This window comes from Cohnella mopanensis, assembly GCF_022352055.1.
GTDB lineage: Bacteria > Bacillota > Bacilli > Paenibacillales > Paenibacillaceae > Cohnella > Cohnella mopanensis.
Map to the genome: position 1 here is coordinate 130,838 of NZ_JAKRWM010000014.1, position 15,988 is coordinate 146,825.

Below are 15,988 nucleotides of genomic sequence, written 5' to 3' on the forward strand. Positions count from 1 at the left end.
GATGACAACCGTAGCGTTCGAGGAATGGAAAACGGAGCGTGAGCAGTCTGTGGCTCAGTTTCAAGGCGATCTGGCATTAGTAGGGCTGCATACGATCAATGAGCCGATGCAAGTGGAAGGAATTCCGGGTACATGGGCACCTTTGGTTGGCGATGAGCGAGGATTGGCACTGACGGCAACAGATACAGACGGAATTTCGGTGGACGGACAAGCCTTAGTGGGTACCGTCAAGTTGGCGATCGACCGTACGCTAGTACGGTTCTCGCCCACGTTGACGGCCGTAGCAACCGCGCAACCGGGTTCGGATCATTTACTCGCCGTATATGATGCCGATTCGGAGGCGATTAACCGCTATGAAGGGATCTCGGCTTATTCGTATGATCCGGATTGGGTCGTCGAAGCCGAGTGGATCAGCGATAACGGCGACGGGCAGCGGAAGATGGCTTTTACGCACAACTCTGATCAAGAGGGGGTGTTGAGACATCATCAATCGCCAGGGGATATTCGTTTCGTCAGAGAAGGCGTTACCTATGATCTCAGCCCTTTCGATTCGGACGGATCACTGATCATCGTATTCGGTGACCAAACAAATGGTAGGATTACCTACGGAATGGGAAGAATGGTGCTCGTTACCCCGGGAGCGAACGGCAAGGTGACGGTGGATTTCAATCGGTCTTTTCTTCCGCCTTGCGCTTTTTCTTATCATTTCAATTGTCCGTTGCCGCCTGCCGGCAATCGTTTGCCTTTCGAGGTTACTGCCGGGGAGAAGCAAGTGATCTATCGGGAGTAAGAACAATGCCGTATCGCGTTTTCCTTATCTGGAGAACATAGACAAGACCGGATGCCTTATCGGCTTCCGGTTTTCTGTTTTTTCTGTTTCATAATTCGACAAATTTCGTCATTTTTCACAATGAAACTGCTGGATAAAACATGTATGATAAAAAATGGTGCTTGACGTGGCAGCCGTGGGAGAAGTTCCCTGCCACTCGTTGTATTGACAAAGTTCGACAAAAACTTCATATTTGTTTAAAGTGGAATTAAATCATATAAGAATAATAGGAATTAAATAGGGAGTGTACAACATGAGAGCAAGACGCACCTGGAAAAAAACATTAACGTTTGTGCTCGTGGCTGCTTTAACGACATTGACGGCATGCAGCGGATCGAACAATAATCCCTCTACCGCAACCGGATCGGCAAGTCCGTCCGGCAGCTCCAAGAAAGTCGTGAATATCGGCGTGACTTATTCCCCGAATGCGCTGAATCCCTTGTCCCCGGTAGGACTCGTATCCTCATACGTATCGGGCCTGATGTTCTTGCCCCTCGTAGAGCTTGACGAAGATTTGACATTTAAGCCGATGCTGGCTGATTCCATAGCAACGACGGATAACAAAACCTTCACTGTGAAGCTGAACGCGAATGCCAAATGGACGGACGGAACCCCGGTTACCGCGGATGACGTCATCTTCACGATGAAGCTGATGAGTAACGCGAAGGTGGCATCCGGATTCGCTTATTTGTTCGCGATCTTGGAAGGCCTAGACGATTCCGGATATTTGCCGGGAGGGACTGCGGATATTTCCGGCGTTAAGAAGTTGGATGACCATACGATCGAGATGAAGACGAAAGCACCGACGACCTTAAACATTTTTCAAGACACGATCGGAAGATACTTGCTCACCGTTCCTCAGTCCGTTCTCAAGGATGTAGCTCCGGAGAACATCAACAAGAGCGAATTTTTCCAGAAGCCGACCGTCACGAACGGACCGTTCAAGCTCGTGAGCTATGACAGAGATCATTATGTACAGATGGAAGCAAACAAGGATTACTTCAAAGGCGCTCCTAAGCTGGAGCAATTGAATTTCAAAGTATTGCAAGGAACGGCGATCTCCGCGCAGCTTCAAAGCGGCGAAATCGACATGAACATTCCGTCGGCCGGCGTTATTCCGATTGCCGATTACGAGAAGGTCAAAGGTCTGGCAGGGTTCACGACGAACGATGGACCGCCGATTGCTACCCAATTCATGTACATCAATGAGAAAACGGTACCGGATGCCAAGCAAAGACAAGCTATCTCTTATGCGATCAATCGCCAGTTGATTGTCGAGAAGCTGCTTAAAGGCTCGGGGGAAGTCGTTGACGGGTTCTTGACCAGCTACAGCCCTTATGTGGACACTAGCGTGCAGCCTGTCGCGTACGACCCGGAGAAAGCGAAGAGCTTGCTGAAGGAATCGGGATGGGACGCTGGAAAAACAATCAATTTGTCTGTACTATCCGGCGATAGTACACTTGAACAAGCAGCTAATATTATGGCGGAGAACTTGAAAGCCGTCGGCGTTAACGCCAAAATTCAAATGCTGGACCTGGCTACCCTGATCGATAAGCTTGTGAAGATGGAGTATGATCTCGGGATTCTTACCGTCTCCCTGTCTCCGGTCAATCCGCTGCCGGACGTGGCTTACTTCCTTCATGAAGGTAACCCTAACGGGTACAAGAATGCGGAAATCGAGACATTGCTTACTGCATTGCAGGCCGAAACCGATGAGGCCAAGATAAAAGAAAACTACAGCAAGCTGCAGAAGATCGTCGCTCAAGACGTTCCGATGCCTTCCATTTACGCCATGAAAGCTTTGGGAGCTATGAATGGCAAAGTAACCGGTGCTAAGCCAAAAGACTACGGCATGTTCATCAATGTCCATGAGTGGGACGTAAAATAAAGTAATCGCATCAAGGGAATCTGATCATCAAGGTGGTGATAGGGATGGAGTCTTTGCTTGCCGTCAGCCACTTGCAAACGGCTTTTGACACGGACCAAGGCAAAATCGTAAGCGTTGACGATGTTAGCTTTAACTTGAAGCCCGGGGAGACCTTGGCGCTCGTAGGAGAATCGGGTAGCGGGAAGAGCGTTACCGCTCTATCGATCATGCGGCTGCTTGGAAAGAGCAGTCGGATTGACGAGGGTCAAATTCTGCTGGAAGGCACGGATATCCTGAAGCTGGATGACCGGCAGATGAGAGAGATTCGCGGCAATCGGATTTCCATGGTTTTTCAAGAGCCGATGACTTCGCTCAACCCTGTCTTCACGATCGGGTACCAGATGTGCGAGGCCATTAAGCTTCATTTGCATCAAAGCTCTCGGGAAGCGCGGGCCACCGCGATCGAAATGCTTAGGAAAGTCGGCTTGCCGCGGCCGGAAGAGATGATGAACGAATACCCCTTCGCCTTGTCGGGAGGGATGAGACAACGGGTCATGATCGCCATGGCCCTTTCTTGCAAGCCGAAAGTTCTTATCGCGGACGAGCCGACGACGGCGCTTGACGTGACTGTCCAAGCTCAGATCATGCGGTTGATGAAGCAACTGTGCGAGGAAGCGGGCACGGCGATTCTGTTGATCACCCATGATCTCGGCGTCGTTGCGGAGATGGCGAATAGGGTACTCGTCATGTACGCGGGGCAAGTCGTCGAGGAAGCGGATGTATACACGTTATTCGACGATCCTAAACATCCGTATACCCGGGGCTTATTAAAATCGATACCGAGCTTGGATGTCGCGGAAGGCGATCAATTAGAGTCAATACCGGGTTCGGTGCCTGCTCGATACCAGTTCATGAAGGGTTGCCGATTCTATAATCGCTGCTACCTGGCAACCGAGCATTGCAAGAATCACCTTCCTCCGCTTGAGGACAAGCAGGAAGGTCAGCTGGCACGTTGCTGGGAAGTAGGGAGATCAGGGGAGGGAGCCGTGGATGAAACCTATGGATAAGCTCGATGAAGCTCAATCCTCACCGCTACTTACGCTTGATAGGCTGAAGAAATATTACCCCATCCGTCGGGGTATTCTTAACCGGACCGTCGATAACGTGAAGGCTGTCGACGGCGTGGATCTATCTATCTATGCCGGAGAAACCCTCGGCCTTGTCGGAGAATCGGGCTGCGGAAAGTCCACCATCGGCAGGTCTATCGTCGGTTTGGAGAAGCCGACGGAAGGACGCATTCTGTTCGACGGGAAGGACATTGCGGGTTACTCCGCTAGCGAGCGGGTTAACTTCCGAACGCAGCTCCAGATCGTTTTTCAAGATCCCTATTCGTCCTTGAATCCCCGGAAGCGTGTCTCCGATTTAATTGCCGAACCGCTTAAAGTTCACCGTATCGTACCGGATAAGGAGATAACCAAGGAAGTCGACAGGCTGCTCGATATCGTAGGGTTGCCTATGAATAGCAGAAACCGCTTCCCGCACGAATTTTCCGGGGGACAGCGGCAGAGAATAGGAATAGCAAGAGCACTGTCGCTTAGGCCGAAGCTGATCGTCTGCGACGAGCCCGTATCCGCGCTCGACGTGTCGATTCAAGCGCAAGTGCTTAATCTGTTCAAGGACTTGCAGAAGGAATTCAACCTGACTTACCTTTTCATCGCCCATGGCCTTGGCGCCGTTAGATATATTAGCGATAGAATCGCGGTCATGTATCTCGGGAAGATCGTAGAGATCGGGACGGCCAAGGAGCTATTCGAGAATCCGCGGCATCCTTATACGGGAGCGTTGATGGATGCTTACCCCGTTGCGAATCCGCGTCTGAGGAATCGAAAGAAAATCGTGCTTCAGGGAGACGTTCCAAGTCCCGTGAACCCTCCGACAGGCTGCCGATTCCATACGCGATGCCCGAATGCGCGGGCGGAATGCCAAGAGCGGGAGCCGGAGCTGGCGGGAGACGGCCAACACTCGGTTGCTTGTTTCTTCCCTAACGATTAAGAACCGAGGTGTTTTTTTTTGTTTAATTATGTGATCCGCCGATTGCTGATTGCCATTCCGGTATTGTTCGGCGTAACGATCATCAATTTCGTAATCATGAGGATGGCGCCGGGCAATCCCGTAGACATGCTCGTAAACCCGAAGCTGCCGGAAGCGGCATTGGAAGCCAAGAGAATCGAGCTGGGGCTTAACGCTCCGGCTTATGAACAGTATTTTCGCTGGTTAGGCAATCTGTTCCGCGGCGACTTGGGTTATTCCATGATTACCTATCAGCCCGTGGGGAAAATGATAGGGGAACATATGGGACCGACGCTGCTATTGATGGGAATCGCCCTGATTCTAGGGATTGCGATTGCTATTCCTCTTGGCGTGCTCAGCGCCTCGAAGCAATATTCTAAATTGGATTATTTCGCGGTGACGGGGTCATTCTTGGGAATCTCGATTCCTAACTTTTTTCTGGCATTAGGACTCATCTACGTATTCGCTTTGCACCTCAAGATCCTGCCGTCCAGCGGAATGACCGAGCTTGGAAGCGGGGGAGGGTTTACGGATGTTCTCGTGCATCTGATCTTACCCGTTATCGTGCTTACGGCTAACGTCGCCGGGAGAAATATTCGATACGTTCGTTCGAGCATGCTGGAGATATTAGGGCAGGATTATTTGCGGACGGCCCGCGCGAAGGGGCTCGGAGAATTTCTAGTCGTGAACAGGCACGCCATGAGAAATGCCTTGATTCCGATCGTAACGGTGCTGGGCATGGAAATTCCGATCTTATTTGGAGGCGCGGTTGTTATCGAGCAGATTTTCTCTTGGCCGGGAATCGGGCAATTGACGATGTCTTCCATCATGAGCCGCGACTATTCGATGATCATGGGACTGAATCTGGTAGCGGCGTTTATCGTCATAGCGGCGAATTTACTTACGGATATCGCCTATGCCCTGGTTGATCCGAGAATTAAAAATAGTTACCAGGGAGCGGCGGCCAAATGAATCTGGATAAGAACAGCAGCATGGATCGGGATGAGCCGCTCATCGAGTCGGAAGCTTGGATTGCGAAGAGCGATGACAGCTCCGCTAAGCTATTCGCTCGCCGGTTCAAGAAGCATAAGCTTGCCGTTGCAGGGCTTGCCGTTATGGCCGTTCTCGCATTATGCGCGATTTTCGCCCCGCTGATCGCGCCGTATGACCCGAGTACGATAACGGATAGCTTCAGTGCGGCTCCGTCTTGGCAGCACCCGCTCGGCACGGATCAGATCGGACGGGACGAATTGTCGCGACTGATCTATGCGGCTAGAATTTCCCTGTCGGTCGGGATAGGATCCATTCTCATCTCGTCGGTCATCGGGACTGTACTTGGACTTGTATCGGGATACTATGGCGGCTGGGTAGATAATATCATCATGAGAATAACGGACGTATTCATGTCGTTTCCGTATATTATGCTGATCCTCGTCGTTGCCAGCATCGTGGGCCCGGGATTAACGAACATTATATTGATTTTGGGTTTTCTGGGGTGGCCTAGTGTGGCGCGGCTGGTGCGAGGGAACGTGCTGTCCATTAAGGAAACGGACTATGTCAAAGCGAGCGTCGTATTGGGTTTTAAGACTCCAAGAATTTTGTTCATGCATATTCTGCCGAATACGGTCGCTCCGATCTTGATCTATGCGACCTCCGGGGTCGCGGGAGCGATTCTGGACGAGGCCGCGCTCAGCTTTCTCGGTCTAGGAGTACAACCGCCTACCCCGAGTTGGGGGAACATGCTGGCGAGCGCGCAGTCGCTTACGGTACTCACCTCCCAGCCATGGCAGTGGATTCCGCCAGGGGTTATGATCATTCTGAGCGTGCTGTCGATCAACTTCATCGGCGATGCTCTTCGAGATGCTCTCGACCCTAAGAATACGAAATAAATAGACGGGGCTGTAGTGGAAGTTAGGGTAATCCGACCTTCCGCTACAGCCCTTTTATTGCAATTGTAAGTACGGCCCCGAAATAACTGTAATTCTACAGTTATTTTTGCCGAGTTCTGCCCTTGTCTTATGATTAGATGGAAAAATCCATTTATTATTCAGATTTTAGAGATAAAACTATCTATTCGATCGAATTAACTGTAGATATCCACTTATTTTGATTTTTCGTTCTGTGGGCATCTAAATAAATGGATTTTTCTACTTGTTTTTTGAATTAAGGAAAAGGACACTCGAAGTGGTGCCAAAGCTCAGATCCGCAAGGTCAGAATAGGCTGTCTACTTCGGTTTAACCGGAATGCAAAATTCAACCCGAACAAGATGATCTGGATCGCTAAGGGGATCGCCGTAGAAGATTTCCATCTGATGGCGGGAGTCGTCCCAAACGTAGGGGCTGAGAGGAAGCCATTGGATGCTTACGAGATGGATGAGATCGCGGACGATATCCGCTTGATCCTCCAGATAGACGACGGCGTATTTGCCGCCGGGTAATGTTATCCTTTCCACGTCGAGAGTCGGCGCGAACGGCAGGTCGGTCGTAATACATGCGGAATAGCGATGCTTCGTAGCCGGTGTGATGTAGGGATCGCTCGGGATTACTCCTATGTACATGGAATTGCAGACAAGCAGGTCTCTGGCTCTCATCCAAGCCTCCGCCCGGTTGAAGGCGTCGGAGATGTCGGGATTCGGTTCGTCGGTGTTGATGGTGCCTTGGTATCGGATGCATGCGGCTTGTCTTTCGGGTAGAACGTTTATGCTTATTTTCAGGGCATTGTATCTCGATTCCAGTAGTCGCCACCTCTCTTGTCGAGACCCGGCGGCTTCATGGCTTCCTCTGAAAGAGTCCGTAACGGCATTGAGGTTATACCTGCTCCGATATTCCGAGGGCGATAGTCCGATATGCGAGCGGAACGTTCTGGAAAAATGGGCTGAAGACTGAAGACCGCACTCCAAAGAGATGTCGGACAGGCTGCGCTCGGTTTGGAAGATTAGCAGCTTGGCGGCTTTCTCCACGCGCAGGCGGTTGATGAAACGATGAACGTTCTCGTTCATCGTTTTTTTGAATATCCGGTGAAAATGATACGCGGAAAATGCGGCAATGTCCGTAAGCTCGTCTATAGGAAGAGGCGAAGAGAGGTTCTTCTCGATATAATCGACGACCCGGTTCATGCGATCCTGGTATTCTTTGTCGAGCAACGACTTGGGGAGGGGGATGGCAGATCACTCCGTTTAATGGCGCTTTTTCCCATCATAGCAAAAATCGTTAAATGAATGGCAAAAAACGAAAAGATTTCTGCCGCGAGCCGCGATATGATGAGTCGTGTTCCGTTTGGATATTTTAGAGAGGGGCACATCTCATGCTTAGTAAGTTAACAGAAAAGGCAACGTACTCGATAGCGTTCCTATTGGTGCTAATTGTAATCTTCCTGACCGGTTGTTCCTCTAATATAGACAGCCCGGCAGCGATTACGACTGAGCAGCAGGCAATAACCGTGCAAGAGCCGGATTATTGGCCGACCTACGGTTGGCGGACGGCGGATGCGGAAGAGCGCGGTATGGACTCCTCCCAGCTGGACGACATCTTGAGGGAGGTCACCTATCGACCGATACAGTCGATGGTAGTGGTTAAAAACGGGTATATCGTCAGCGAATATTATCAAGAAAGTCAGCCGGATAAAGATTACGAGATTTACTCCGTGACGAAGAGCATAACATCGGCTTTGATCGGGATCGCGATAGAGCAAGGACTCATTAAGAGCATAGACGACAAAGTGCTCGATTACTTTCCGGAGTATGCCGAAGCGGTGGCGGAGGACGGCAAGAAGGAGATTACGATCGAGAACCTGCTTACGATGACGTCGGGGTTGGATTGGCCGGAATGGACAAGCTGGAATTACCGCGTCGATCCGTTGATCGAGTCGAAGGACTGGCCGGGGTTCGTGCTGCGGAGACCGATGGAAGACAAACCGGGAGAATCGTTCAATTACAATACCGGGGGGTCGCAGTTGCTGGCATCGATTTTGAAAAAAACAACCGGCCAGAGCGAATACGATTTCGCCAAAAAAGTGCTGTTCGAGCCACTGGGCATTACGCGCGAAATGCGATGGTACCCTAGTACGGATGGTACGAACACGGGAGGCTTCGGCCTGAAAATGACCGCGAGAGACCAGGCGAAATTCGGTCTTCTGTACTTGCACGGCGGCAAATGGGAGGGCAAGCAAATCGTCCCCGAGGACTGGGTTAAGACCTCCACGAAAGTGCATTCTCAGGGAAACTATATGTTCGGAAAATACGGATACCATTGGTGGGTAGGGGAATATGGCGGAGAGCAGGTATTCAATGCGATGGGTTACGGAGGACAATACATTTTCGTCGCGCCCGCATTGGACCTCGTCGTTGTATTCAGTTCCAATTCGCCGATGGATGCAACGATGCCTCAGTCTATTTATACGCAGATCGTCAAAGCCGCTAGGGAAAAGTAGAAGGGCAAAGGCCGTGAACCTTCCTGCGAAGAATTCACGGCCTTTGCGTTGCACGTTTATTGCTGTGTTACGTCATCGAGATACACGGTGGCAGTTCCGGACGAGTTGCCCGGCGCCAGCACTTGAATGCCGAGAGCCTTAATTTGGTTCTTGTTCGTCACGCTGGAGAGGTCGAACGTTATTGTATTAAAGTCAGTACCTGCGTAAGTGATTTCGCCGGAATCGAACCAGCTCCAACCGTCACCCGATTGCAGGAATAGCTTAAGCTTCACTCCGCTTCCTAGATTCGCGCCAGCTCCGGGAACGATCTTGACCTTTGCCGTAACCGCGGTTGCGGTGCTAAGATCCAGCGCGTTCGCATGGCGAATTTGGAACTCTCCCACTCCGAGATCGAAATCGGCCTTCAGAGAATGAGTTCCTTTGGAAGCCTCGGCCGTAGTGGTCTCTAAGCCAGTCGCGTGGGCCGTGTTATAGGCTCCGTTGCTGTCGTTATTGACCGCCCAGCTGTCGGCGGAAGTTTCGAAATCAAAGCTCATGCCTACAGGTTGCGAGGCCGTAATATAGACGTCATCCACGTAGGCGGTTGCGGTTCCTGTACCCCCGGCAACGGCTTCGATCTTCACGCCGATCGATTGGATGGTATCCAGATTGGCGATCCCGGTGAGCGGGATGGACAAGATCGTAAAACCGCTGGAGTCGACGGGAGTTGGCGTTCCGCTATCGTGCCATTCCCATGCCGAACCGACCTTAATGTAAAGACGCGCGTTGGCTTGACCGGAAGACAGCTTCACTTTGACGCTGATCGCGGTTGCCGCAGACAAGTCTAGTGCGGCAACCTTAGTAAATTCGAATCCGGTGCCGCCCAAGGAGAATGTCGATGCCATGGAATGAGTACCCTCCGAGGCAGCGTCCGTCGTAATCACGGGTGCCGTCGCGCTCGCGTTATTCACCTCTATGTTCCAGCCGGAAGTATCCGTCTCAAAGCCATAGAGCGTGCCTGCCGAAGCTGGATTGCTGCCGGCACCGCTACCGCCGTTAGGCACGCCGCCTGTTCCATCGTTAATCGCTTTGATATCGTCGAAATACAAGGAGCTGGAGAGAGTTGCGCCGCCTACCGAGTTAACGTAGATGGACAGCTCCTGTACGTTCTTAAGGCTGACTTTGTTTATTTTCTTACCCAAGTTCCCCGTATCCCAAGGGGCAACGTTAAAATCGTTAAAGTGTAGGTTTACCCAACCAGGCGTAGTGGTAGCCAGCGATGGATAAGCCTCGAAGGAGACGCTGTCGACCTTCAGTTGAATGACGAGCTTCTGGTTCGATCCGTCCGGCACGAGCCAGAATTTCAAGCGGTTGAAGGTTGACCAGTCGACGCTACCAAGAGATTTGGTTACGCCTGCGTAGCCAGAGCCGGCTAACGTGTAGTCGAGCTTCATCGCATAGTTGCCGCCGCTCTTGTGGGCTCCATCCAGCGAGACCGTCGTCGCATCGCCGCCCGCATGAATCACTTTCGCGGCGAGTGCTGCGTCGCTGCCTTGGTACGATTCGAAGTCATCGACAAGTGCTGGGTCTTTCGGCGCTTCGGTATAGACGCTATACAAGTTTAGATTGTCGATATAGATCGCCCCGTCAAGATCCAAACCGCTGCCGACGAGAGATACGGCAAGTCCGGTTGCGGCGGCAGATTTCGCTGGATCGTTCAAGTCAATGACGGGAGAATATTGGGCATAGATAACCCCGTTTATTGTCACTGTTGGCAGATCCGTAAGTTTCCTCTCGCTCGTTGTCATCCCGTATTTCGTATTCCAATCGTCCGGCAGCATAGCGATTGCGCGTACGCTGGCATTAGCGCTTTTGCTTCCCGCCGATAATGGAATCCAAGCGTCTAGCTTCACTCGTTTGACGTCGGCAATCGTCACGGTATCCGACAAACCGGATAACTCCAGCTTCAGCTCCTGCCAAGTGTCGGAATAGACGGCATTGCTAACGCCTAGCTGGAGCACCTTGTTGCCTCCAAGATCGCCATGCGAAAATGCCAATCCGATCGTGTCGGGGTATGTTCCGTTATTCTGAAATCCCGCGATATCGGAATCGAACGTGAAAGATTTCATTAAAATCTCTTCCACTTTCACGAAAACGGTAACCGATTGTTGCAAAACGGTGTTATCCGGTTTGTACGCCTTAACCGTAAGGGTGGCGGACTTTCCGTTAAAGCGTGCAGAAGGCGACCAATTTGCGGTGTAGTAAAATTGATCCGCATCCAGCGTCATCGGAATTTCCTCGTTAGAGCCTGCGACCGAGTAAGTGACTTTTGTCGGCTGGACATTTACTGCCCGTACCCGAATAGTCGTCGTCGCATCGCTAACCGTGCCATTGTCCGTAGGAGAGACGATGTGCATCAGAGGTTTTTTCGCGGCGGTGGTTGCCGCATTTCCATATATGCCTTTTACTTCTTTAAGGAAAGCGGTGTAGGGATCATTGTAGTAATCGATGAAGTCGGGTAGCAGCTCATGGTCGCCTAACCCGTTCGGAGCGTTGCGATAAGGAACATACAGGTTGTTGCCAAGCCCGAAATTAGCCCAAGTTTGCATATAGGCGATGCGCTTCGCGTCCGGATCGGACTTGATTGCATTAAGCAATTTGGTGAACCAATGCGTATCGGCGTTGCCCGTCGTCAGCATGCCCGCGGGGCTATAGCCGAATTCGGAGAAGGTAGCGATCTTGCCTTTGCTGTCCGCCAGCTTGGATATCATCTTAAGATCGGCAACCAAGCCGTTCAAGAAGCCTTCCGTTCCCGGCGTCTGCTGATTATCGTACTGATCCATTCCTAGAACGTCCACGTAGTCATCGCCAGGGTAAGTGGTCATATAAGAGCTTTCAGCTCCTCCGAACGTGCCGTTAGGGGAGAACGTGTACAGGAAGTTATGCACGCCTTTCTTATCCCGCAAATATTCGACCGTGTATCGGAAAATTTCTACGTACTGGCTAGTGCTAGTCGTCTTGGCGCCCCACCAGAACCAACCGCCGTTCTGCTCATGGAAAGGACGGAAGAGGATCGGGATGAGGTTGCCGTTATCGTCCTTCACATTGTTGGCGAACAGGGCGATGTTATCGAGAAACGCGTTGTACTCCGCATTCTTGTCGCCGCCCGGTAAAATATGCTCGACGACGGAGCCTGTCGTATCGTTAAAGCTGCCTCCCGTAACGAAGTTCGGCATATGGGAGCTGAGCGTGACGATTCCGCCGATCTTGTGAACGGCTCTTACCGACTCGGTCAGGTTGGCACGACTCTGCTCGAAGTTGCCTAATACGCCCGGTTTTTCTTTTCCTTCCAAGCTAAGCGTATCCCAGCCGAATACGGCAGGGAAATCGCCGACCGAGTTCTTGACCTCTGACTGAAGCCCATCGCCGGATGGCGTTAGGGTGATGCCTACATCGGTCGCGTGCTGGTGTCCGAAGAGGACTTGCTTTCCGCGGGTATTGTTCAAGTAGAGAAATAGAGAACGCGTATTTGCGGTAGCGTTCGGATCTACGAGATTGATAACGGGTGTCGTTCCAACATTACCGTAACCGCCGCCGTAACCACCGCCACCGCCGGAAGAAGCGCTCCCGCTCAATGCGGTGACAACGCCGTTAACGACGGAATACTCGCCTTTAGCGACCGGTTTGCCGTTGATGATCGTATTGTCGTTAGCGATAATTAATTTCTTAACGGAAGCCCCCGTATGTAAGATGAGTTCCGAGGACGAGCTTAACGTCAGGCTGTCGACCGTCGTTCCTTGTTCTAGCTCGACGATCGAAGCATTCTCGGTAATGATACTGCCGATAACCGTTTGTCCGCTTATGAGCAGATGGACTTTGCCGTCCGGGCGATTGACGATGACGACGGGCAAAGAGGAATCTTTAACGGTGATCGAATGCTCTCCGCCGCCTGCCACGAAGGTTGTTCCTTTTACCGCGACATGATCCAGAGTAGCATCGCCATCCCCTATTCCCGTCGCGAGATATAGATTTCTGGCGATTTCCGTGTTCCGAAGCACGACATCCGAGGCGTTAATGACGGCGTTTCCGGCTACTTTACCGCCTGTATATTGTCCGCTCTTCGAATAAAATGCTCCAATAAACTTATCGACAAGGCTGATGACTTCTGCGCGTTTAATGTAACCGTTAGGACCAAACGTGCCGTTCTTATAACCGCTAATTACGCCTTCCAAAGCGTTAATGGCATCTTTGGCATAGCCGGCGATTTGATTAGCATCCTTGAAGCCGTCAGCGAATGAGGCATTCGAATCGGCCTTTAGCGAAAACGCCCTTGAGAGCAACGTAACCGCATCCTGACGGGTAATTCGTTCAAGAGGTTTGGCCTCGTTGTTCGGGAATCCCGTGTAGTATCCGGCTTCCTTGGCAATGCTCAGGGAGCTCTCATACCACGCCCCGGCTGGGACGTCCGTGAACGATACGCCGGATACATTCTTGAATCCGAATAGGCGATTAATGACCGTGACGAATTCCGCCCGGGTCATCTCCCCGTTCGGCTTGAACGAACCGTCCTTCGTGCCCTTCAACACGCCATAAGAACTCCACTTCTCAATTGCGGCTTGTGCCCAATGCCCTTGAATGTCGGAGGCATCCTTCCCTTGCGTAGAGGAATCGGAACTGGCTAATGCCGCCGAAGTAAACGTAGAAACGATCATCGTTAAGATTAGGGCGAAGACAAGTCCGATTCGTAGCTTCTTATTCATTTCAACTCTCCTTTTTCAATATTTAATTTTTCTAATACAACCTAACAATTGATAACAAAGTTCGACATTGTTATAGAGATGGAACGAATGGCAAACCCCCTTCATGGAATATTCAAAATTAGAAATGCGAAGAGTCACCTACGTAAATCAGCAATGTAAGCGCTTTTACAAGATTATAAACGCAATGATTACAGAATTATAGACGACTGGATTTGCTTTTATTGTACTTGGTTGTTGTCATTTTGTTAGGTTTCTCTGGTTCATGTGGGGGATTTTTGTTAGGTGCCTTAAAGAGGGGGAGGCGGACTGGCACACACCGATTAGCTGTCGCTGAGTGCAAGTTAGACCCTAAATTTGCGCTCGATATTCCGAAGGGGTAATTCCGACTCTTTTCTTGAAAATCCGACGGCGTAACAATTGGGCTAATTCGCCGATCGTTAAGAAGGCGGTCATAAAGATAAACTGCGATTTGCTGTAGAGGAAAGCCGTGAGCTCTCGTATAGGGGTGCTCGCGGCTTTTTGCGATTCGTTGGCTGTTGACAGTATTCTTCTCTTTAGATACATTGTAGTTAAATATTTAACTAATTAAGGGCGATGGCTTAAATGAATGACATTCAACGGTACGTGACGGAGCCCCCGCTCGAGGCAAGAGCCTTCTTCTCGCTGGTGGACGCTACGGCTCGTTTGATCGGATTCTCCGAGAAGTATTGGTCTTCCAAAGGCTTGAACGGAGCGCGAATACGTTTGCTTGTGGAAATCGCCAAAGCCGGCGGTACGATCCTGCCTTCGGATTTGGCTGCTCGAATCGGCGTGACGAGAGCGAATATAAGCGTCTTGCTCGTTCCATTAGAGGAAATGGGTTATCTGACAAGTTCAGGCCATCCGGAAGACGGACGGAAGAGAATCATCGTTCTTGCTCCGGAAGGAGAACGCTTGTTGTGGGACGTGCTGCCGGGGAATAGGTCGGTCATCGCGTCTCGGATGGAAGGGCTTAACGATGAGGAAAAAGTCCAATTGTTAACCCTGCTTGGCAAGCTGCAAAAGGGGACTGCGACTCCGTAGTTCCTTTCTTTTACGAAATATAGTTAAACATTTAACTAATAAGTCGCGAGAGGGGATATTTTAACCATGAAAATCGTCATAACGGGCGCTACTGGCAATTTTGGAAAGTTAGTTGCAAAGGAATTACTCAAACGTATTCGAGCCGAAGATCTTATTCTTAGCGTAAGGAGACCGGACGCGGTTGAAGCCGAAACCTACAAGCGGCTAGGAGCAGAGGTTAGATACGGAGATTACGATGATCCGGAATCCCTTAGGGAAGCTTTCCGCGGAGCCTCTCGGCTGCTGCTCGTGTCTTCCTCGCATTCCGATGATTCCGTTCGCCTGAAACAGCACGCGGCCGCGATCGAAGCAGCCGCAGAAACGGGAATCGAACATCTTTTCTATACAAGCTTCGCCTATGTGGAGAAAGGGAGCATGCCGCTGCATGCAATGCATCTTCAGACGGAACAAGCGATTCGTGCTTCTACTCTGACTTATACAATTCTTCGCAATGCGACCTATATGGATGTTCTTAGGTTTCTTGGTTTAAGAGAAGCGGTATCGAGCGGCATTCTGCTCAGCCCTCCTGGGGATTGGACGTTTAATGCCGCATCCAGGGAGGATCTGGCGACTGCCACGGCAACCGTTCTGACGGAGGATGGGCATGAGAACCGAATGTATGAGCTTACGGCTTCGCGCCCATGGAATCTAGACGATCTAGCGCGCGCTCTGTCGGAAGCGTCGGGACGGCGAGTCGTTCACCGCACCGACCCCATCATGAATAATCCCTTGTATCGGATGTTGCCTCTATCGGATACGAGAACCGTTTCCCCCGATTTGGCGAGGTTAGTCGGCTATCCTTTGCGGTCTCTGAAGGACGAAGTCCGCAAGCTGCTAGAGTCTAAGGTGATCCGCTAGAGGTTAATCAGGACTCCTTCGGCGAAGTTCAGAATGGGTTCAGAATCGCGATTATACTGGAGGAAAACAAACCGTTGCGCATGATAGGCGGATGT

The 15,988-nt window shown here is 51.1% G+C and carries 11 protein-coding genes; 9 read left to right on the plus strand and 2 right to left on the minus strand.

All coding sequences use genetic code 11. The features are described from left to right. Window position 1: 1 nt before the first annotated feature. From L3D05_RS19950 to opp4C, 6 genes are all read left to right on the plus strand, one after another. Entirely contained in the window at window positions 2–790 is a 789-nt protein-coding gene (locus L3D05_RS19950; protein WP_239618086.1) for a DUF1684 domain-containing protein, read from the plus strand. A gap of 292 nt (window positions 791–1,082) precedes the next feature. Next, on the plus strand, window positions 1,083–2,717 hold the full coding sequence (locus tag L3D05_RS19955; protein ID WP_239618087.1) for an ABC transporter substrate-binding protein: 1,635 nt from the start codon (window positions 1,083–1,085) through the stop codon (window positions 2,715–2,717). 44 nt (window positions 2,718–2,761) lie between these two features. Further along, complete coding sequence (locus tag L3D05_RS19960) at window positions 2,762–3,763, plus strand: ABC transporter ATP-binding protein (RefSeq protein ID WP_239618088.1); 1,002 nt, start codon at window positions 2,762–2,764, stop codon at window positions 3,761–3,763. Beyond that, complete coding sequence (locus L3D05_RS19965) at window positions 3,747–4,748, plus strand: ABC transporter ATP-binding protein (protein WP_305037459.1); 1,002 nt, start codon at window positions 3,747–3,749, stop codon at window positions 4,746–4,748. The genes L3D05_RS19960 and L3D05_RS19965 overlap by 17 nt, the downstream gene beginning before the upstream one ends. Window positions 4,749–4,766: 18 nt before the next feature. Next, the gene (locus tag L3D05_RS19970; protein WP_239618089.1) at window positions 4,767–5,738 is read left to right on the plus strand and encodes an ABC transporter permease; all 972 of its coding nucleotides are present in this window, start codon (window positions 4,767–4,769) and stop codon (window positions 5,736–5,738) included. Next, a complete protein-coding gene (gene opp4C, locus L3D05_RS19975) occupies window positions 5,735–6,655 on the plus strand; it encodes an oligopeptide ABC transporter permease (protein ID WP_239618090.1) in 921 nt (306 codons plus the stop codon). The genes L3D05_RS19970 and opp4C overlap by 4 nt, the downstream gene beginning before the upstream one ends. A gap of 336 nt (window positions 6,656–6,991) precedes the next feature. On the opposite strand, the gene L3D05_RS19980 is transcribed toward opp4C, so the two are convergent. Beyond that, on the minus strand, window positions 6,992–7,882 hold the full coding sequence (locus L3D05_RS19980; RefSeq protein ID WP_239618091.1) for an AraC family transcriptional regulator: 891 nt from the start codon (window positions 7,880–7,882) through the stop codon (window positions 6,992–6,994). Between the two features lie 188 nt (window positions 7,883–8,070). On the opposite strand from L3D05_RS19980, the gene L3D05_RS19985 reads away from it, so the two are divergent. Further along, window positions 8,071–9,195 carry a serine hydrolase domain-containing protein gene (locus tag L3D05_RS19985; protein WP_239618092.1) on the plus strand — a complete coding sequence of 375 codons (1,125 nt, stop codon included), beginning with the start codon at window positions 8,071–8,073 and terminating at the stop codon, window positions 9,193–9,195. A 56-nt stretch (window positions 9,196–9,251) separates the two neighbouring features. On the opposite strand, the gene L3D05_RS19990 is transcribed toward L3D05_RS19985, so the two are convergent. Further along, a complete protein-coding gene (locus L3D05_RS19990; RefSeq protein WP_239618093.1) occupies window positions 9,252–13,934 on the minus strand; it encodes a glycosyl hydrolase in 4,683 nt (1,560 codons plus the stop codon). A gap of 603 nt (window positions 13,935–14,537) precedes the next feature. On the opposite strand from L3D05_RS19990, the gene L3D05_RS19995 reads away from it, so the two are divergent. Both L3D05_RS19995 and L3D05_RS20000 read left to right on the plus strand, forming a co-directional pair. After that, window positions 14,538–14,996 carry a MarR family winged helix-turn-helix transcriptional regulator gene (locus L3D05_RS19995; protein ID WP_239618094.1) on the plus strand — a complete coding sequence of 153 codons (459 nt, stop codon included), beginning with the start codon at window positions 14,538–14,540 and terminating at the stop codon, window positions 14,994–14,996. Window positions 14,997–15,062: 66 nt separating this feature from the next. Further along, window positions 15,063–15,893 (plus strand): NmrA family NAD(P)-binding protein, encoded by an 831-nt coding sequence (locus L3D05_RS20000; protein ID WP_239618095.1) that lies wholly within the window; start codon window positions 15,063–15,065, stop codon window positions 15,891–15,893. Window positions 15,894–15,988 lie beyond the last annotated feature (95 nt).